Genomic DNA, 20,006 nt, shown 5'->3' on the forward strand with positions numbered 1-20,006 from the left:
CACCACTTCATCCAGCCGGTGGATGTTCAGCTCGTCCGGTACGAGCAGGGGGAAGGAATGGCAGCCTTCGTCCTCGTCACACACCACGAGCACTACGCTCCGGCCCGTCGAGTTGGTGTCCATCCAGAGCACCAGGCGGTTGTTAAAATTAGAGATGGCGCCGCCGGTGGGATTGCGGAAGAAACGACCGAACAGCATCATGCCGCCGCGATCCTCGTCAATAAAACCTTCGCCGCCGTCGTAGGGCAGTTGGTCACATGACGGATTCCTACCCAGCCAGCTATCGTCGCTGGTCACGGCCTTGCCGGTAGTCAACAGGGACGCGTTCAAACAGGCCGTAGCGTCGAATCGTTCGTACACAAGTCCTTCTAAGAACTCGTCCTGGCTGCAGTCCCAAAGCAATGAGGTATAAGGACCGGCGACATTAGGAGCAGGATCGGACGGGTGTCCAAAAAAATACAACCACCACCAGGGCCGGTTCCAGAAATCGGCGGAAAAGGAGAGCATGAAGGCCAGTTCCATGCTGTTGGCCTCTAAATAGGCGCTTTCCACGGACACCATGGCGTAGCCGTCCGTGCGGCCGTCCAGCAGATCCACTACATAGACCCAACCGCCCAAAACGTTCAGATACGCATGGGGATAGTTCAGTTCGTACGGCTTGGATGAGCCGACGGGGGTCCAAACCACGGTAGCGGTCCAATAACCGCGATAGCGCTCGACTTCGACGCCGTCGACGGTCACTTTTTCCGTAATCTGAGATCTCTGAGCGGAAGCCATGCCGTCACCGATCGTGTTCTCGATAATGTCCCGGATGCTGGCGTCGGACCACACGTCCCAGGGCGAAAGCTGGAGGTTCTTGTCCCACACGTGGTTGCTGTTCACGTCCCAGATGATGAGGTGAACGCGATACGAGTTACCCGGGTCCGCTCCAAGGTCGGTCGTGGACATGTTGACAATGAGGGGCAGCACGTTGTCCGTTCCGTTCTTATCGATGTCGAACCACCCCATCACCATAGAGCCGGTGGTGGGGTCGGGAGAGCCGAAGGCGCCAGAGGCAAGGCCTCCGTAGGCATCGGCACAATGGTTAGCCCCCATGGCGAATGAGGCCAGTAATGCGACGACCGTGAGCGTCTTCTTGATGTTTTTCATAACCACCACCCTAAGTCTCCTTTCTCGAAGTTCAGACGGATGAATGATCAAACAACAACCTTGGCCTCGGGGGCCGGGCCACCAAGCCCTGCCAAAGGGGCGCCTGAACGGCTACGTGCATTCAGTCCCCAAAGCAGGGTAAAACTGCAAGGGACAAGCCTGCATGTGGAGGCTTCCCTGCTCATTCATACTACGGTAAAGGAACTGCTAAAAATATCCGAACTCGGCACCCAACGCCTCGAGAGTGGCCGGGTCGCCGAGAATGCATTTGCGGATCAACGGGGAACTGGCTCCCCAACTCTCGCCGGCCGTCCTCAAACCCCGAATGGGAAACAGAAAGTCTCCCTGGGGAGACTTTCTGTTGGGTTCTAAAGGCTCAGCACCCTTTTCGGTCAGAATTCCAGCCTATTCGTCGGCGGGCAATCTATCGATCCTTGGCACCGCATCCAACACCTCGAGGGTGGCCGGATCGCCCAGAATGCATTTCCGGATCAGCGGGAAGATGGCTCCCCAGCTTTCTTGCGCGGTACCCAGACCTTCGTTGGTGGTCCAGCCCAGAATCTGCAACGCATTGCCGAAAGGAACCGTGTTCTGAAGCCCCGGGTCCGAGCAGTTCGCGTTGACGGGCAGGAAGTTCGCAATGGTGTTGGCGGCGCAGTTATACAGGGCCGAATTGGCCGTGACCACGCTTCTCCAGTAGGCGATCATACGCTGCTTGGCGCCGGGATTTTCGATCTGACGGGTATGGAAGTAGATAAAGCCGGCCAGTACGTCGGCCACCACTTCATCCAGCCGGTGGATGTTCAGCTCGTCCGGTACGAGCAGGGGGAAGGAATGGCAGCCTTCGTCCTCGTCACACACAATTAGAGATGGCGCCGCCGGTGGGATTGCGGAAGAAACGACCGAACAGCATCATGCCGCCGCGATCCTCGTCGATGAATCCCTCGCCTCCGTCATAGGGCAGCTCGTCGCAGGAAGGATTTCGGGCGAGCCAGGTGTCGTCGCTGGTCACGGCTTTGCCCGTACTCAGCAGCGATACGTTCAGACAGGCGGAAGCATCGAAACGTTCGTAAACAGGCGGGAAATCCGTCGTGGTGAGAAACTCGTCCTGGCTGCAATCCCAGAGAATTGAAACATAGGGACCGGGAATATTGGGAGCCGGATTGGCCGGAGGTACGAAGAAATTCAACCACCACCACGGCCGGTTCCAGAAATCGGCGGAAAAAGAGAGCATGAACGCCAGTTCCATGCTGTTGGCCCAAAGCTCGGCGGTTTCCACGGACACCATGGCGTAACCGTCCGTACGACCGTCCAGCAGATCCACCACATAGACCCATCCGCCGAGAATGTTCAGATACGCATGGGGATAGTTCAGTTCGTACGGCTTGGATGAGCCGACGGGGGTCCAAACCACCGTAGCGGTCCAATAGCCGCGATAGCGCTCGACTTCGACGCCGTCTATGGTCACTTTTTCCGTAATCTGAGATCTCTGAGCGGAAGCCATGCCGTCACCGATCGTGTTCTCGATAATGTCGCGGATGCTGGCGTCGGCCCAAACGTCCCACGGCGAAAGCTGGAGGTTCTTGTCCCACACGTGGTTGCTGTTCACGTCCCAGATGATGAGGTGAACGCGATACGAGTTTCCCGGGGCCGCTCCAAGGTCGGTCGTGGACATGTTGACAATGAGGGGCAGCACGTTGTCCGTGCCGTTCTTGTCAATGTCGAACCATCCCATCACCATGGAACCGGTGACAGGGTCGGGAGAGCCAAAAGCGCCGTGTGTAGTAACAAACGGCTGGGCCCAGGCAGTGGTTCCCACTGCGCAAACCGCCGCGAGGACCATAGCAACAAACATGATCTTGGTTTTCTTCATAACTTCCTCCCCACCTCTCCTTTCTAAAAGTTCACACGGACGGACTGCAAAGAAACGACATTGGCCTCGAGGGCCGGTGAAGTGATGCGGGCCGAACACTCAAGAGGGGCTCGGTCCAAAAAAATGGATTGAACAAAATTTTAGCAAATTTTTTTTGCACAGTGCAAGCGAGAAATACGCGGAGGATACGTCTTCGCCCTGAAGACGGGGCGGAAGCGTAAGGAGGTTAGGCCCCCTTGGTGAGGCTATCGCAGCAAACCGGCCGCATCGCCGGATGTCAACGGTTGCCATGCGGCTTTTCAGACAGGGATCGAGGAGAACGGAAAGCCTCCCTCGGGAGGCTTTCCGTCATGTCTAAACTGAGATTTAATCTCGAAGGCACAACCCGTGTCCCGGTTCGGGAACGGGCTAGGCCGTGGCGTGCATTAAAACATTTGCTGCAAGAACAGGATCGGTTCGGCGTCCAACACCTCGAGGGTGGAGGGATCGCCCAGGATGCACTTGCGGATCAACGGGAAGATGGCTCCCCAGCTCTCTTGCGCGGTACCCAGACCTTCGTTGGTGGTCCAACCCAGAATCTGCAGGGCGTTGCCGAAAGGCACGGTGTTGCGATCATGCGCTGCTTGGCGCCCGGATTTTCGATCTGGCGGGTATGGAAGTAAATGAAGCCGGCCAGCACGTCGGCCACTACCTCATCCAACCGGTGGATGTTCAGCTCGTCCGGAACGAGCAAGGGGAAAGAGTGGCAGCCTTCGTCTTCATCGCATACTACGAGTACAACGCTCCGGCCCGTGGAGTTGGTGTCCATCCAGAGGACCAGGCGGTTGTTGAAGTTCGATATGGCGCCGCCGGAAGGATTACGGAAGAAACGTCCGAACAGCATCATGCCGCCGCGGTCTTCGTCTATAAAGGCTTCGCCGCCGTCATAGGGCAACTCGGAGCAAGAGGGATTGCGGGCCAGCCAGGTATCGTCACTGGTCACGGCCTTACCCGTGGTCAAAAGAGATACGTTCAGACAGGCCGTCGCATCGAAACGTTCGTAGACAAAACCGAAGGTAAATTGTTCCTGGCCAAACGGTTCGTCCTGGCTGCAGTTCCAGAGCAAGGAGACATAGGGACCCGTGATGTTGCCCGTCAGATCTCCGAAATTATACGTCGGATCCAGCCACCACCAGGGACGGTTCCAGAAGTCGGCGGAAAAGGAGAGCATGAACGCCAGTTCGATGCTGCCGGCAAGCAGGAAGTCGGATTCCACGGACACCATGGCGTAACCGTCCGTACGGCCGTCCAACAAATCCACTACGTAGACCCAGCCGCCGAGTACGTTCAGATAGGCGTGAGGATAATTCAGTTCATACGGCTTGGAGGATCCCACCGGAGTCACGACCGTGGTAGCGGTCCAGTAGCCGCGATAACGCTCGACTTCCACGCCGTCGATGGTCACTTTTTCCGTGATCTGGGCTCTTTGAGCTGAAGCCATGCCGTCACCGATGGTATTTTCGATGATGTCCCGGATACTGGCGTCGCCCCACACGTCCCACGGAGTGAGCTCGAGGTTCTTGTCCCACACGTGGTTGCTGTTCACGTCCCAGATGATGAGGTGTACACGCCAACCCGTGCTTCCACTCAAATTTGTGGTGGACATATTGACGATGAGGGGCAGCACGTTGTCCGTGCCGTTCTTGTCAATGTCAAACCAGCCCATCACCATGGAACCGGTCGTGGGATCCGGCGAACCGAAAGCCCCGGAACCAGCCCAGCTCGTAGCCCCCATACTGAAAGCGGCCATCACGGCGATGACCCAAAACGCAACCTTCTTTTTCATAACTACCTCCCCAAATGTCCTTTCCTGTAATCCGGGCGGACGGGTGACCCCACTGTCAACCTCGACCTCCGGGTCCGGGCGGGTCAGATGCCGGATACATTCCTTGCAGACCGCCCCGTTTGGAGGCCATCTCCAAACTTGTGTATTCTACGCATTTTCTTCCACTCTATGCAAGGCAAAAATGACTCGGGCGAAGAAGACTCGAAAGCCCTATCTCGGGGAGGGCCTCGTGGGGATAAACTGAATGACCGCCGGACATGTTCAGAACTTCCTCGTACATCGAATGGGTCCGCATGATTGATTCGTCCGTCCTTCCGAACTCTTGGGCAGGCGCATCAAAGGCGTGCGGTTCGCCATGAAGCCCTGACGGTATCCCCGGCTCCGGGGATGTGAAAAGACGCCGGGCCCTTTCGAGGGCCCGGTGCTTGTCTGGCTTTCTGTCTGTCAGTGCGTCCGATTACTTTTTCAGCAGCTCGAGCTTTTCTTGAAGCTCCCTGTTGGTCTTTTCCAACTCCTCGATGCGGGCGGTCTGTGCGTCCAGCTTTCGGTTGAGTTCCTGGATAGCGGCAAATGCCACGCCGCCGGCGTCCACAGCGTGGATGGTCCGATCGTCGCCCAGGCCGAAGGCCGCATGAAAATCCTGGGCCATGGGTCCCATATGCCTGTATCCGGTGCTGTCTTGTTTGTAGTTCCATGTGCTGATGGGCAAATCGGCCACCCTGGCCAGCACGTCTCCACTTTCCACGTTTCCGAAATTCTCTTTCATATTTCGGTCGCTGATGACGATTACGTCCGGAATATGCCTGAGGAAATAAAACAGCTGATCGATATCGGCGTCATACACGGAGTCCAACACCTCGAGGGTGGTGGGATCGCCCAGGATACATTTGCGGACCATGGGGAAGATGGCGCCCCAGGTTTCGGCAGCGGTACCCACACCCTCATTGGTGGTCCAGCCCAGAATCTGGAGGGCGTTGCCAAAAGGCACGCTGTTCTGGCCTCCAGCGTCGTTGCAGTTCACGTTGACGGGCAGGAAGTTCAGGATTCCGTTGACGACACAATTATACAGATCCGAATCCGCAGGCGCTACTCCGGAATCGGCCACGCTTCTCCAGTAGGAGATCATGCGCTGCTTGGCGCCCGGGTTCTCGATCTGACGCGTATGGAAGTACACAAACCCCGCGAGTACGTCGCCCACGACTTCATCCAGCCGATGAATGTTCAACTCGTCCGGCACGATCAAGGGAAAGGAGTGACACCCTTCCTCTTCGTCGCACACCACGAGGATCACGCTGCGGCCGGTCGAGTTGGTGTCCATCCAGAGGACCAGGCGGTTGTTGAAATTGGATATGGCGCCGCCGGTGGGATTGCGGAAGAAACGTCCGAAGAGCATCATGCCGCCGCGGTCTTCGTCAATAAATGCTTCGCCGCCATCATAGGGCAGCTGGTCACACGAAGGATTGCGGGCCAGCCAGGTATCGTCGCTGGTCACGGCCTTGCCCGTGCTCAACAGCGAGGCATTCAAACAGGCCGTGGCGTCGAACCGTTCGTACACGTTTCCGACCTCAACGAAAATCGTGTCCTGAAAGGGGGATGGCGCGAAAAAGACCTCGTCCTGGGCGCAATCCCAAAGAGCGGAAAAATATGCTCCTATCGTGTTGCCCGTAAGGTCGCCAATGCCGTAAGTGGTTCCGATCCACCACCAGGGTCGATTCCAGAAATCGGCGGAGAAGGAGAGCATGAAGGCCGTCTCCATCGTGTTGGCCGCCAGGATCGAGCTTTCGACGGACACCATGGCGTAGCCGTCCGTTACGCCGAGAGGAAGATCCACCACGTAGACCCACCCGCCGAGCACGTTCAGGTACGCATGGGGGTAGTTCAGTTCGAACGGTTTGGAGGATCCTACGGGAGAAAGGACCACGGTGGCGGTCCAGTAGCCGCGGTAGCGTTCGACTTCAACTCCCTCGATGGTTACCTTCTCGGTGATCTGGGCTCGCTGGGCGGAGGCCATACCGTCACCGATGGTATTCTCGATGATGTCGCGGATGCTGGCGTCGGTCCATACGTCCCAGGGAGAAAGCTGAATGTTCTTATCCCATACGTGGTTGCTGTTGACGTCCCAGATAATAATATGCACCCGGTATGGGTTCGCGGGCGCGGTCCCGAGATCCTGCGTGGACATGTTCACGATGATGGGCAGTACGTTCTCCGTCCCGTTTTTGCCAATGTCGAACCAGCCCATTACCATGGACCCCGTGGTGGGATCCGGCGAGCCGAACGCGCCCGACGCCAGCACATAGGCCGAGCTTGTCGATGCCGGTGCGCAAACGGCCAAAACGAAGATGACCATGAGCGAAAGCTTCATCGGTTTCATAGGCTCTTCCCCCTCCCATTCGGTTGCCTGAAACTAGGATGATGTGCGGTGCACCTCCATGCTCGGGCTTGTCTAAGGCAGGACAAACCCCTGAGAGGTCCCCGCAGCCACTTATCCTCACTTATCAAAGTATACCCGGCGACGCCTTGGAAAATCAAGCGCGAATTGTACGACAAATCGCACATCTTGTGCGTGTGTGTAGGGGGAAGGCTCGGGCCGAGAGGGCTGTTGCAGGAATGGTGTATGGGATTCGAATCATCCTATCCGCCGGCGCATCGATCCATGGGCCGCAAGAATACCGTGCATGGGGGGAGAAAAGGAGTCTCGATGGCTTCCTTGGCGATCCTCGCGCCAAGGCGGATACAACGAAATAGAAAAACCGGGGAAACCCCTAAATAAAGGTTTCCCCGGCGATGGATTAAGATCGAGTCATGCGGCCCTTATTGCGCCCGCATGGATCCAGTCGAACTCAGTCGTCATACTCATTCAGGAAACAGCCAAGGTCTGGCGTCCAATACCTCGAGGGTGGACGGATCGCCCAGGATGCACTTCCGGATCAACGGGAAGATGGCTCCCCAGCTCTCGGCAGCCGTTCCCAGACCTTCGTTGGTGGTCCAGCCCAGAATCTGAAGCGCATTGCCGAAAGGCGTCGTGTTCTGAAGTCCCGGGTCCGAGCAGTTTACGTTGACGGGCAGGAAGTTCGCAATGGTGTTGGCGGCGCAGTTATACAGAGCCGAATTGGCCGTGACCACGCTTCTCCAATAGGTGATCATGCGCTGCTTGGCGCCCGGATTTTCGATCTGACGGGTGTGGAAATAGACAAAGCCCGCCAGTACATCGGCCACCACCTCATCCAACCGGTGGATGTTCAGCTCGTCCGGAACGAGCAACGGAAAGGAGTGGCAGCCTTCGTCCTCGTCGCACACCACCAGAACCACGCTCCGGCCCGTCGAATTGGTGTCCATCCAGAGCACCAGGCGGTTGTTGAAGCTGGATATGGCTCCACCTGACGGGTTTCGGAAGAAACGACCGAAGAGCATCATGCCGCCGCGGTCTTCGTCTATAAAGGCTTCGCCGCCGTCATAGGGGAGCTGGTCACAGGATGGATTCCGGGCCAGCCAGGTATCGTCGCTGGTAACGGCCTTGCCGGTGGACAGAAGCGACGCGTTCAGGCAGGCCGTAGCGTCGAACCGTTCATAAAAGTTCCCATTGACATCAAAAATGGGTTCGAAAAAGAACTCGTCCTGGCTGCAGTCCCACAAGAAGCCGACATATGGTCCGGTGATATTTCCCGTGATCGCGTCGGGGGCAGCGGTAAAATCCCACCACCACCAGGGGCGGTTCCAGAAATCGGCGGAAAAAGACAGCATAAACGCCAGTTCGATGCTTCCGGCCCACAGCTCGTCGGTTTCCACGGACACCATGGCGTAGCCGTCCGTACGCCCGTCCAGCAGATCGACCACATAGACCCAGCCGCCAAGAATGTTGGCATAGAGGTGGGGGTAGTTCATCTCGTAAGGTTTGGACGATCCTACGGGGACCGATACTCCCGTGGCGGTCCAGTAACCGCGATAGCGCTGGACCTGGACGCCGTCGACGGTCACGGTTTCCGTGATCTGGGCTCGTTGAGCGGAAGCCATACCGTCACCGATGGTATTCTCGATGATGTCGCGGATGCTGGCGTCACTCCACACGTCCCACGGCGAGAGCTGGAGATTCTTGTCCCAGACGTGGTTGCTGTTCACGTCCCAGATGATGAGGTGCACGCGATAGGGGTTCCCGGGGGCCGCTCCCAGATCCGTGGTGGACATGTTCACGATGACGGGCAGCACATTGTCCGTGCCGTCCACGTCGATGTCGAACCAGCCCATGACCATGGACCCGGTGGTGGGATCGGGAGTACCGTACGAGCCTGTAGCATAATCAAACTGGGCCCAGCTTACGGTTGCCATCGCGCAGGCGAGCAGGATGGCCGTTGTTGCGAACATACACTTGGTCTTTTTCATAGCTTTCTCCCCAAATCTCCTTTCTTCAGTCTAACTCGGCAATTCATACAGGTGAACGACATTCCTCCCCCTGACCGACGTGATCGGTCTCACCCGGCAAGGACGCCGAGAAAAGGGGGCCCCGGCATCGTGCAACTTTAGCGGGTTCATTCCCCGCCTTCAAGTAAAAACGCATCGAGGAAAGATGGTCCCCGAGTGTGCGGTCGTTTCAGGGAGAGAAGAAGAGAGAGCCCCCCGGAGGGAGGCTCTCTTTTGCTATGCGTGTGGGATCGTAAGGGTTGTGATGAAACCCTTGCGATTCAAATCAATCGAAGAACCCAAAGAAGGCAGGAGCAGAGTCCAGCACTTCCAACGTGGCCGGATCGCCGAGGATGCATTTGCGGAGCAACGGGAAGATGGCTCCCCAGCTCTCTTGCGCGGCGCCCAGACCTTCGTTGGTGGTCCAGCCCAGAATCTGCAAGGCATTACCGAAAGGCACCGTGTTCTGGAGCCCTACGTCCGAGCAGTTCACGCTCACGGGCAGGAAGTTCGCAATGGTATTGGCGGCGCAGCTATACAGGGCCGAATTGGCCGTGGCCACACTTCTCCAGTAGGCGATCATGCGCTGCTTGGCGCCCGGATTTTCGATCTGACGGGTGTGGAAGTAGACAAAGCCCGCCAGTATGTCGGCCACTACTTCATCCAACCGGTAGATGTTCAGCTCGTCCGGAACGAGCAACGGAAAGGAATGGCAGCCTTCGTCCTCGTCGCATACCACCAGAACCACGCTTCGACCGGTGGAATTGGTGTCCATCCAGAGCACCAGGCGGTTGTTGAAATTGGAGATGGCGCCGCCGGTGGGATTGCGGAAGAAGCGGCCGAACAGCATCATGCCGCCGCGCTCTTCGTCTATAAAGGCTTCGCCGCCGTCATAGGGCAGTTGGTCACAGGAAGGATTTCGGGCCAGCCAGGTATCGTCGCTGGTTACGGCCTTGCCGGTGGACAAAAGGGACGCGTTCAGACACGCCGCGGCGTCGAATCGTTCGTACACCGTACCGTCAATGCCTTCAATGGGCGAGAAAAACACCTCGTCCTGACTGCAGTCCCAGAGCCAGGAGTCGTACGGACCGGTGATATTACCGGTGATGGTCCCATAGGGGGCGGAGTAATCCCACCACCACCAGGGACGATTCCAGAAATCGGCGGAAAAGGAGAGCATGAACGCCAGCTCCATGCTGTTGGCCCACAGAATCGCGCTTTCCACGGCCACCATGGCGTACCCGTCCGTGCGCCCGTCGGCCAGATCCACCACATAGACCCAGCCGCCGAGAATATTGGCGTACAAATGCGGATAGTTCACCTCAAACGGTTTGGAGGATCCGACGGGTATGGCAACCGTCGTGGCCGTCCAGTAACCGCGATAGCGTTGGACCTGGACGCCGTCGATGGTTACCGTTTCCGTAATCTGAGCTCGTTGAGCGGAAGCCATACCGTCACCGATGGTATTCTCGATGATATCGCGGATACTGTCGTCGGACCACACGTCCCATGGCGAGAGCTGGATGTTCTTGTCCCACACGTGGTTGCTGTTCACATCCCAAATGATGACGTGCAGACGATAGGGGTTCCCTGGGGCCGCTCCCAAGTCCGTGGTGGACATGTTCACGATGAGGGGCAGCACGTTGTCCGTTCCGCCAACGGAAATATCAAACCAGCCCATCACCATGGAACCGGTGGTGGGGTCCGGGGAACCAAATGCGCCGTTGGCGTCATCAAAGACTTGGGCCCAGCCAGCGGTTCCGATTGCACAGATGGCTGCTATAGCCATGGCTACGAACATAAGCTTGGTTTTCTTCATAACTTCCTCCCACATCTCCTTTCTAAGAAAACAGAAGGTTAACGAGAAACACGACGTTCTCCTCACTACCTGCAACCCGACGCGCCAAGAGGCGTCGGATAAAGCCTACTTTTCTTGTACCCTTAAATGGCACCAAGTGTAACAAAAAAAATACGGATAAAGCAAGTCCAAATTGGACAAGAATCCAGCCACTTCATCTCTGTTGCGACTGAAACGAGGTCGCTCGGAAAACACCATATTGGGAGGGCGGAAACAGGGTCCTGACTCCCGGACTTCGCGCCCTCCGGGTTTGTGGCATTAAGCGGGGTTTCGGTGCATGGCTCACGGATTTCGGATAATCCCAAGATGCGATGCGAGTGTAGGAGGGAATAGGACGTGCCTGGAGAGCGGTCCGGTCCGCGGTATCCCGAGAAGGCAAAAAGGGACCGGGGAAATCTCCGATCGGGGATTTCCCCGGCCAAACGGATGAGTCCGTCTACGTGGTCGGCAACAGATAAGGCACGGCGTCCAGGACTTCAAGGGTCGCCGGATCGCCGAGAATGCACTTGCGGATCAGCGGGAAGATGGCTCCCCAGCTCTCTTGCGCGGTACCCAGACCTTCGTTGGTCGTCCAACCCAGGATCTGAAGCGCATTGCCGAAGGGCACGGTGTTCTGGAGTCCTGCGTCGCCGCAGTTTACGTTGACGGGCAGGAAGTTCACGATGCCGTTGGCAACGCAGTTATACAGATCCGAATCCACAGGCGCTACTCCGGAATCGGCCACGCTTCTCCAGTAGGCGATCATGCGCTGTTTGGCGCCCGGATTCTCGATCTGACGGGTGTGGAAGTAGATAAATCCGGCCAGTACGTCGGCCACCACTTCATCCAACCGGTGGATGTTCAACTCGTCGGGAACGATCAGGGGGAACGAGTGGCACCCCTCGTCTTCGTCGCATACCACGAGCACCACGCTGCGTCCCGTGGAGTTGGTGTCCATCCAGAGCACCAGTCGGTTGTTGAAATTGGAGATGGCGCCGCCGGAAGGATTGCGGAAAAAGCGGCCGAACAGCATCATGCCGCCGCGGTCTTCGTCGATAAATCCTTCGCCGCCGTCATAGGGCAATTGGTCGCAGGAGGGATTCCGGGCCAGCCAGGTGTCGTCGCTGGTCACGGCCTTGCCCGTGGTTAGGAGCGACACGTTCAAACAGGCCGCGGCGTCGAATCGTTCGTAGACCACAGGGAACGTCGGACCGCCAAAGAACTCGTCTTGACTGCAATCCCACAGAACGGACAGGTAGGGACCCGGAATGTTGACAAGAGGATTGAACGGGTCTTCCAACTCATTCCACCACCACCACGGACGGTTCCAGAAGTCGGCGGAAAAGGAGAGCATGAACGCCAATTCCATGCTGTTGGCCGCCAGGACGGCGCTTTCCACGGACACCATGGCATAACCGTCGGTGCGGCCGTCAAGGAGATCCACCACGTAGACCCAGCCGCCCAGTACGTTCAGGAAGGCATGCGGATAGTTGAGTTCATACGGTTTCGAGGAACCCACCGGCGCGTAGACGGCCGTAGCGGTCCAATAGCCGCGGTAGCGCTCGACCTGAACGCCGTCGATGGTCACGGTTTCTGTAACCTGGGCTCGTTGAGCGGAAGCCATGCCGTCGCCAATGGTATTTTCGATGATGTCGCGAATGCTGGCGTCGCCCCACACGTCCCACGGCGAGAGTTGGAGGTTCTTGTCCCACACGTGGTTGCTGTTTACGTCCCAGATGATCAGATGCACCCGATAGGAGCCGGTCTCACCGGCAGCGGCTGTTCCCAGATCCGTGGTCGACATGTTTACGATGACGGGCAGCACATTGTCCGTCCCGTTCTTGTCAATGTCGAACCACCCCATTACCATGGAGCCGGTGGTGGGATCCGGAGAACCGAAGGCGCCGGAAGCCCGGCGTACATCGAGGAATGAGTCGAGCACCATGGGCTGGGCCCAACTCTGGGTGGCCATTAAGCAGGCCGCCACGACGGCCATCACAGCGAACATAACCCTGATTTTGTTCATACCTTCCCCCTCATCTCCTTTCTATCGCGTGTCAAACAACCATCGACGAACACCAACAAACGATGTTCACGCTGAGAGCCGGCGCTCTTGTGCCGATGGGATACCGCATAGAGGCCGTTTACTCATTAAGATAGTATAACAAAATTTTCCTACACGGTTCAAGTCTAATCACCCGATATCGAAAGGTTCCACACATCTAACAATAGACTAAATGGTTTTGCCAAAGGATACGTTCGCGAAGCGAAAGGTCTGGGGATCGGATGGAGTTCCCTGTAAAGCGGATCCGGCCGCGGCGGAGTCCGGACATCTTTCGAGGAAGGATGCGGGATGTTGGGATACACAAAATGGACCGGGGAAATCCCCGTTTGGAGATTTCCCCGGTTTTCAAGCTGTCGCCGGAGGAGCCCGAAAGGGTCCCCCGTCAATTCGTTTAATTAAGAATGTTGTCAAAGAAGAACGGAATGGGCACTGCATCCAATACTTCCAGCGTAGACGGATCGCCGAGGATGCACTTGCGGATCAGCGGGAAGATGGCTCCCCAGCTCTCTTGCGCGGTACCCAGACCTTCGTTGGTGGTCCAACCCAGAATCTGCAGGGCGTTGCCGAAAGGCACGGTGTTCTGGAGTCCTGCGTCGTTGCAGTTCACGTTGACGGGCAGGAAGTTCACGATGCCGTTGGCGATACAGTTATACAGATCCGAATCCGCGGGCGCTACTCCGGAATCGGCTACGCTTCTCCAGTAGGCGATCATGCGCTGTTTGGCGCCCGGATTTTCGATCTGGCGTGTGTGGAAGTAAATGAAACCGGCCAGCACGTCCGCCACTACCTCATCCAACCGGTGGATGTTCAGTTCGTCCGGAACGAGCAAGGGGAAGGAATGGCAGTTTTCGGCTTCGTCACACACTACGAGTACTACGCTCCGGCCCGTGGAATTGGTGTCCATCCAGAGGACCAGGCGGTTGTTGAAGTTCGAGATGGCGCCGCCGGAAGGATTGCGGAAGAAACGTCCGAACAGCATCATGCCGCCGCGATCTTCGTCTATAAAGGCTTCGCCGCCGTCATAGGGCAACTCGGCGCAGGAGGGATTACGGGCCAGCCAGGTATCGTCGCTGGTCACGGCCTTGCCCGTGGTTAACAGAGAGGCGTTCAAGCACGCCGTTGCATCGAACCGTTCGTACACATTGCCGGCCCATCCGAAGTCGGGTGAGAAGAAGATCTCGTCCTGACTGCAATTCCAGAGCCACGAAGCGTAGGGGCCCGTAATATTGCCGACCACGCCGAAATTATACGTATAATCGATCCACCACCAGGGACGGTTCCAGAAGTCGGCGGAGAATGACAGCATGAAAGCCAGTTCCATGCTTCCGGCCCACAGCTCGGCGCTTTCCACGGACACCATGGTATAACCGTCGGTGCGGCCGTCCAGCAGATCCACCACGTAGACCCAACCGCCGAGAACGTTGGCGTACAGATGGGGGTAGTTGAGTTCATACGGTTTGGACGAACCCACGGGAACCAGAACCGTGGTGGCGGTCCAATAGCCGCGATAACGTTCGACTTGCACGCCGTCGATCGTTACTGTTTCGGTGATCTGGGCTTTTTGAGCGGAAGCCATGCCGTCACCGATGGTGTTCTCGATGATGTCGCGAATGCTGGCGTCGGCCCAAACGTCCCAGGGAGACAGTTTGAGGTTCTTATCCCATACGTGGTTGCTGTTCACATCCCAGATGATGAGGTGAACGCGATAGGTGTTGCTCGCAGCGGATCCCAGATCCGTTGTAGACATGTTGACAATCAGGGGCAGGACGTTGTCCGTGCCGTTCTTGTCGATGTCAAACCAACCCATCACCATGGAGCCCGTGGTGGGATCGGGGGAACCGAAAGCGCCGGAAGCGTTGTCAAACTGCGCCCAGCTCGTGGCTCCCATTAGGCAGGCGGCCATCACGGCTATCGCCATAAGCGTAACCTTGGTTTTTCTCATGTTTTCCTCCCCAAGTCTTCTTTTCATTCGATCAAACATACCATGAAACACAACAACAGACGAAACTTCAATATGAACGGCTCCTTCTCCTTCCTTGCCTCTCTATCTGCTCCTAACACCCCCCTTCTCCACTTTTTCACTTCTTATATTAAATTCGATGAAAATTCCGTATTCAACACGTTCTTGCCGCCCCTCGATTTGGGCGCAATACTTACTTTATACTACACCATCGGCCCTCCCCCCGGAGGGTCTTGCAGCTATCGGACAAACAAGAATCTGCAATAAATGCAGCATATCGTAACGAATAAATCTCCAGAGATCAAGCCTTTTCTTTAGCCTCTGCTCAAGCCTTTGCCTATCGCCATCCCTCACAAAAGGAGGATCGATGTCGCAAAATGGACGATTGCCCCCCCTAACATCCCAAAAAAAGTTTGTATATTATGTCTTTATCCCATTGACATTCGGGGAATGGAACATTTAAATTGACCCGGTAAGGTTTGAGATCTCGTCGGAATGGGCGTACGGGTGATCGCGAGCGGAGATCTTTTCGGTCATTGAGATCATGACAACGCCTAAGCAATCGGTTCCGGCACGAAACCCGCCTTGCGGGAACGCACTGTCGCGATAGAAAGGGAGGGCACATGAACAAATCGCAACTCGTCGAGAAGCTCGCACGTGAAGAGGGATTGACCATACAGATGGCTGAGGCGGTGGTAAATCAGTTTTTCGGCGGAATCGAAAAGGCGCTCGTCAAAGGAGAAAGGGCTGAAATCAGGGGCTTCGGCAGCTTCAAAGTAAAGGAATACGATGGTTACGTGGGACGAAATCCGAAAACCGGAGACCCTATCCAAGTGGTGGAAAAAAGGCTTCCTTTTTTTAAACCCGGCAAGGACTTGAAGGAACGGGTCGACAGCTACTCCTGAGGGTTCGGATCGCGCTTTTTGCATTCCGCGGTTGTTCATCGCAGGGCGGACGCCATAGCACGCCGGATCGCTTGTGCTCTCGGCGAGAGAAGTCGGCTGGTGTTTTCATGCCGGCGACCCGTTCCAGATGGGGTACCGAAGAGCCCTAATAGATTCCGGCTTCGCATCCGGCGGCGATGGTTTTCCCAAGCGTCTCGCATTCCGACAGGATCTTTTGATTTATCACCCCTCGGGCTATAACAGGGTCCTGCACTTTCCGGAGCGGGTATCCCCTGCAAATCCGCTCGATGCTCGTCAGAGCCCCGGCGCCGTCGTTACCCGCACTAATGAATGCGACGTACGGTTTTTTGAAAATCTCTTTGCGCCCCCGAGCAGCCTCGTACGTTCGGTCGAAGAAATCCTTCATCATACCCGCCATATAGCCGAAATACTCCGGAGAGCCAAAGGCAATGCCTTGGCAGTGGAGCAAATCGTCGACACCCGCGTCCATCGCCTTTTTTAACGACACACGGACATGTTCGATGCACCGGGCCCCCTTGGCAACCGCCTCCGCCATGAGCCGTGTGTTTCCTGTCTGAGTATGGTAAACTATTAAAATAGTGCACAATTTCGAGGCCTATCACCCGGGCGCAGGTTCCTTTTTCAGGAGTAATGCGGGGATGTCGGCGATCCCCGGGAGGGGGAAACGATGCTCCTCTCGCCGGGGAAACGTGAAAGGCGGTCTTCTATCGCATTTTCCGCTTCCCCAGGATTACCAATAGTACGTCATTACATTACACATGCATAATGTCGGATGAACCCATGCGGGTCAAGGCCGGTTTCGTTTGCTGACCACATCGCTTTCCAACAAGGTCCGCCATGCCTCTTCCACGTGTTTTTGACGGGTCTGTGTTTGCCCGACGCACAATCGCAGACAGAACCGGTCCGAGAGCTTGGTGTGCGTCAGGAACATCCTGCCGGACCGGTTCACTTCATCCAGGAGTTTCTTATTCAGTCCATCCAGTTCTTCATCGGATATCCGTGCGTCTCGGGCGGTTTCAGGATGAAAACGGAAACAGATCGTATTCAGGGGGACCGGAGCGAGCAGCTCGAAATACGGATGGTTTTCGACCCATGTTTTAAACTGTTGCGCCAGGGCTATATGTTCACGGACCCGTTCGCGCAGCCCCTCGACCCCATAATGCCGGAGAACGAACCAGAGTTTCAGGGCCCGAAATCGCCGGCCCAGTTGAATTCCCCAGTCCCGAAAGTTGGTGACCTGCCGGTCCAAATCGGTCTTCAGATATTCGGGCAAAATGGAGAACGTTCTGGTGAGTATTTCCGGACGCCTGCAGAAAAAAGCGGAGCAGTCGAAGTTGGTGAAGAGCCATTTGTGGGGATTAAACACAAAGGAATCCGCCCGTTCGATTCCGTCCAGGATCCACCTTTTTTCCGGCAGGATGGCCGCGCTTCCCGCCAGGGCGGCGTCAACATGGAACCAGGCGCCGTAGCGATGCGATATTTCCCCGATGGGTTCGAGTGGATCCAGAGCGGTGGAGGACGTGGTTCCAACCGTGGCTGTGACACAACACGGGATGTAGCCCAGGTCCAGGTCCTTCCGGATGTTCTCTTCGAGGTCCCGAGGATCCATGGCGTAGCGGTCGTCCACGGAAATCGGCACCACGTTATGAGAACCGAAGCCCGCGATTTTGGCTCCCTTTTCGACGGAGGAATGGGCTTCTCTGCTTGTGTACAGGCGCAAAGGGGTTTCGGCCGGCCAGGATTGAAATCCTTCAGCGTTGATCCGGAAGTCGGAAACACGTTCCCGCGCGCACAGGAGAGCGCACAGGGTGGCGGTCGAGGCCGTATCCTGAATTACTCCCCGGAAGTCTCGGGGAAGCTCCAGCATTTTTCGGAGCCACTCCATCACCAGTTCTTCGAGTTCCGTGGCGGCCGGAGAGGTTTGCCAAAGCATGGCGTTAACCCCCAGGCCGGCGGAAAGTAGTTCCGCCAAAATCGAGGGACCGCTGTTGTTGGCCGGGAAATAGGCGAAAAAACCGGGATGATTCCAATGCGTGATGCCGGGTAGGATAATCTCGTTGAAATCCTGAAGGATTTCGGACATGGACTCGCCGGAAAGGGGCGGGTCCGACGGGAGCTTTGCGCGGATTTCACCCGGCGCAACCTTCGAAAGCACCGGGTATTGTTCAACCTGCTGCAGATAGTCGGCAACCCAGTCAATGACCTGGTGGCCGTATGTTCTAAAATGCTCGGGGTCCATTCATCAAGCCCGCCTGGATGCAAAGATTCAGCTGAAACCCCGCTCCACGGCCAGCACATCGAGGTAAATCGTGGACAGGTTCTCCAGCTCCATGGGCGCCGGTTCCTCGACCGAACGCAGGTCTATTACCTTAACATAACGTTCGCAGCCGTGGCAATAGTCCACCCGAACGTATTCCAACCGCTCATCCCGGAAATACCCGAGCTTGGAGTGCTCTTCTTCGGCGCAGAAAGGGCATTTGAGTCTGGGATAGCCCCACTGCGTTCCGCAGAGAGAACAGTGGAGTGCTCGCTTCCCGGACTTGTCGATGGACGAGATAGCGGGCTGAGATCCGCAAAGCGGACAGTAGCCCCGGTCCCAAAGCTTCAGGTCCGGATGCTTGGAGTATGCCCGGCCGCACTGTATCAAGGAAGGCTTCAAAGCGTTCATGGCCAGGAATTCGACGACCTTGAGCTCCAACCCGGTTTCACCGCAAAAAACAGCCATGCCCGGAACGTCTTCCGACAGAAAAGAACGAAGAAGCCGTTCAGCCCCGTCCGGGCGCTCCCGAGCTTTCAGGAGCGCTGTTCCCATGGCCTCCCGATCGGACCTGGACGAATTGGAGAGGTGCTCGAAGAACCGTTCCAGAAGCCTTCGGGATCCTTCGATATCTACCGGAAGTTCGCTCCTCTGGAACAGTGGAAACCCTTGCGTCCGCCGGATCGGTCGCAGCTTTTCGTCCAAAGCGACTTGGGGTGGCGGCGGCTCCGATTCGGTCATGAGGACGACCAACTCCCGATACGCTTCCAGGATCTGTTTCGAGAAAGGGCGTTGAGAGATAAGTCGGTCGATGTGATGAAGCCATTCGCTTGTCATGGGGGCTGTTCCTCGAGTCGCGCGGTTTCGGGCTGCCGGTCGAAGCAACAAACAACGGGGGGATGCCCTTCGGCAGCCCCCGCCGTTGCTAATACAGATGCTTGGCCAACGTCAAGTTTCGTTTATGCGGTGTTCAGAAAGCTCCAATCTCTTGCAAGCTCTTTCAGAGACTTTCCGATCTTTTTCAAGGCCAACTGCCGGTTCATCGGCCCCAGTGAAGGTCTTGCGTCGGCGAATTTGTGGTATTTGATGGAATCGTCCGCCATGAGGAAGATCGCCCGGTTCGAATTCACCCCGCTGACAGTGGCTTTAGGATGAGAGCTTCTGATTTCCGCCAGCCGGTTCCTGGCCATTTCGACCATTTTGTCCCGATCGCCGAAGTTCATGGTCCCTGTGGGACAGGTCTTGACGCACGCGGGGAGCATGCCGTTCACCACGCGATCCACACACATGGTGCATTTGGCCATGTAGCCCGAACCTTCCTGCTCGCGGGGGACGTCGTAGGGACATGCGTCCCGAATGTCTTTGAACTTCAACCCTTTCAGACGATCGGTGAACAACACGGCCCCTGAATAAGGTTCACGAACGATGGTGTCCTCCAACTGTAAATCGGCCGCGTCCTTGCAAGCGGGCTCCAGGCAGTGCCGGCACTGGTCTTGGAAGAAGTACCAGCGCGGTTTGTTGTCCGGTCCCATCTCTTCGTTGAAACGAACAACCTTGAACGTATCAAAGGACAGGTCCTCAGGGTTCTGATAGGATCCATAGTTATGGGATTTTGTCGCCGGGAGTTGGTTCCATTGCTTGCAGGCAATCTGACATCCGCGGCAACCCGTGCACAGTGTCGTGTCGATAAAAAACGCTTTTCCGCTCATCAGATCA

At 56.7% G+C, this 20,006-nt stretch carries 14 protein-coding genes; 1 reads left to right on the forward strand and 13 read right to left on the reverse strand.

The features are described from left to right. The 9 genes from HY788_03565 to HY788_03605 form a co-directional block, all read right to left on the reverse strand. Nucleotides 1-1,149, reverse strand: a 1,149-nt coding sequence (locus tag HY788_03565; GenBank protein ID MBI4773253.1) for a hypothetical protein, incomplete at its 3' end; no start/stop codon positions are given. 405 nt (nucleotides 1,150-1,554) lie between these two features. Further along, the gene (locus HY788_03570) at nucleotides 1,555-2,010 is read right to left on the reverse strand and encodes a hypothetical protein (protein MBI4773254.1); all 456 of its coding nucleotides are present in this window, start codon (nucleotides 2,008-2,010) and stop codon (nucleotides 1,555-1,557) included. Further along, on the reverse strand, nucleotides 2,003-3,022 hold the full coding sequence (locus HY788_03575; protein MBI4773255.1) for a hypothetical protein: 1,020 nt from the start codon (nucleotides 3,020-3,022) through the stop codon (nucleotides 2,003-2,005). Before HY788_03575 ends, HY788_03570 begins: the two co-directional genes overlap by 8 nt. Before the next feature lie 508 nt (nucleotides 3,023-3,530). Then, entirely contained in the window at nucleotides 3,531-4,847 is a 1,317-nt protein-coding gene (locus tag HY788_03580; GenBank protein ID MBI4773256.1) for a hypothetical protein, read from the reverse strand. A 457-nt stretch (nucleotides 4,848-5,304) separates the two neighbouring features. Then, on the reverse strand, nucleotides 5,305-7,221 hold the full coding sequence (locus HY788_03585; GenBank protein ID MBI4773257.1) for a tail fiber domain-containing protein: 1,917 nt from the start codon (nucleotides 7,219-7,221) through the stop codon (nucleotides 5,305-5,307). A gap of 482 nt (nucleotides 7,222-7,703) precedes the next feature. After that, nucleotides 7,704-9,227, reverse strand: coding sequence for a hypothetical protein (locus tag HY788_03590; protein MBI4773258.1), 1,524 nt, complete (start codon nucleotides 9,225-9,227; stop codon nucleotides 7,704-7,706). A 304-nt stretch (nucleotides 9,228-9,531) separates the two neighbouring features. Continuing rightward, a complete protein-coding gene (locus tag HY788_03595; protein ID MBI4773259.1) occupies nucleotides 9,532-11,064 on the reverse strand; it encodes a hypothetical protein in 1,533 nt (510 codons plus the stop codon). A gap of 475 nt (nucleotides 11,065-11,539) precedes the next feature. Next, complete coding sequence (locus tag HY788_03600; GenBank protein MBI4773260.1) at nucleotides 11,540-13,108, reverse strand: hypothetical protein; 1,569 nt, start codon at nucleotides 13,106-13,108, stop codon at nucleotides 11,540-11,542. 430 nt (nucleotides 13,109-13,538) lie between these two features. Further along, the gene (locus HY788_03605) at nucleotides 13,539-15,089 is read right to left on the reverse strand and encodes a hypothetical protein (protein MBI4773261.1); all 1,551 of its coding nucleotides are present in this window, start codon (nucleotides 15,087-15,089) and stop codon (nucleotides 13,539-13,541) included. Nucleotides 15,090-15,730: 641 nt separating this feature from the next. Here HY788_03605 and HY788_03610 point away from each other — a divergent pair. Next, on the forward strand, nucleotides 15,731-16,012 hold the full coding sequence (locus HY788_03610; protein MBI4773262.1) for an integration host factor subunit beta: 282 nt from the start codon (nucleotides 15,731-15,733) through the stop codon (nucleotides 16,010-16,012). A 145-nt stretch (nucleotides 16,013-16,157) separates the two neighbouring features. Here HY788_03610 and HY788_03615 read toward each other — a convergent pair whose 3' ends face one another. From HY788_03615 to HY788_03630, 4 genes are all read right to left on the reverse strand, one after another. Next, the gene (locus HY788_03615) at nucleotides 16,158-16,619 is read right to left on the reverse strand and encodes a flavodoxin family protein (GenBank protein ID MBI4773263.1); all 462 of its coding nucleotides are present in this window, start codon (nucleotides 16,617-16,619) and stop codon (nucleotides 16,158-16,160) included. A 201-nt stretch (nucleotides 16,620-16,820) separates the two neighbouring features. After that, nucleotides 16,821-18,272, reverse strand: coding sequence for an aminotransferase class V-fold PLP-dependent enzyme (locus HY788_03620; GenBank protein ID MBI4773264.1), 1,452 nt, complete (start codon nucleotides 18,270-18,272; stop codon nucleotides 16,821-16,823). A gap of 27 nt (nucleotides 18,273-18,299) precedes the next feature. Then, nucleotides 18,300-19,127 carry a formate dehydrogenase accessory protein FdhE gene (locus tag HY788_03625; protein ID MBI4773265.1) on the reverse strand — a complete coding sequence of 276 codons (828 nt, stop codon included), beginning with the start codon at nucleotides 19,125-19,127 and terminating at the stop codon, nucleotides 18,300-18,302. Nucleotides 19,128-19,249: 122 nt separating this feature from the next. Beyond that, nucleotides 19,250-19,999 carry a formate dehydrogenase gene (locus tag HY788_03630; GenBank protein ID MBI4773266.1) on the reverse strand — a complete coding sequence of 250 codons (750 nt, stop codon included), beginning with the start codon at nucleotides 19,997-19,999 and terminating at the stop codon, nucleotides 19,250-19,252. Nucleotides 20,000-20,006: the final 7 nt, after the last annotated feature.

This window comes from Deltaproteobacteria bacterium, assembly GCA_016208165.1.
GTDB lineage: Bacteria > Desulfobacterota > Desulfarculia > JACQYL01 > JACQYL01 > JACQYL01.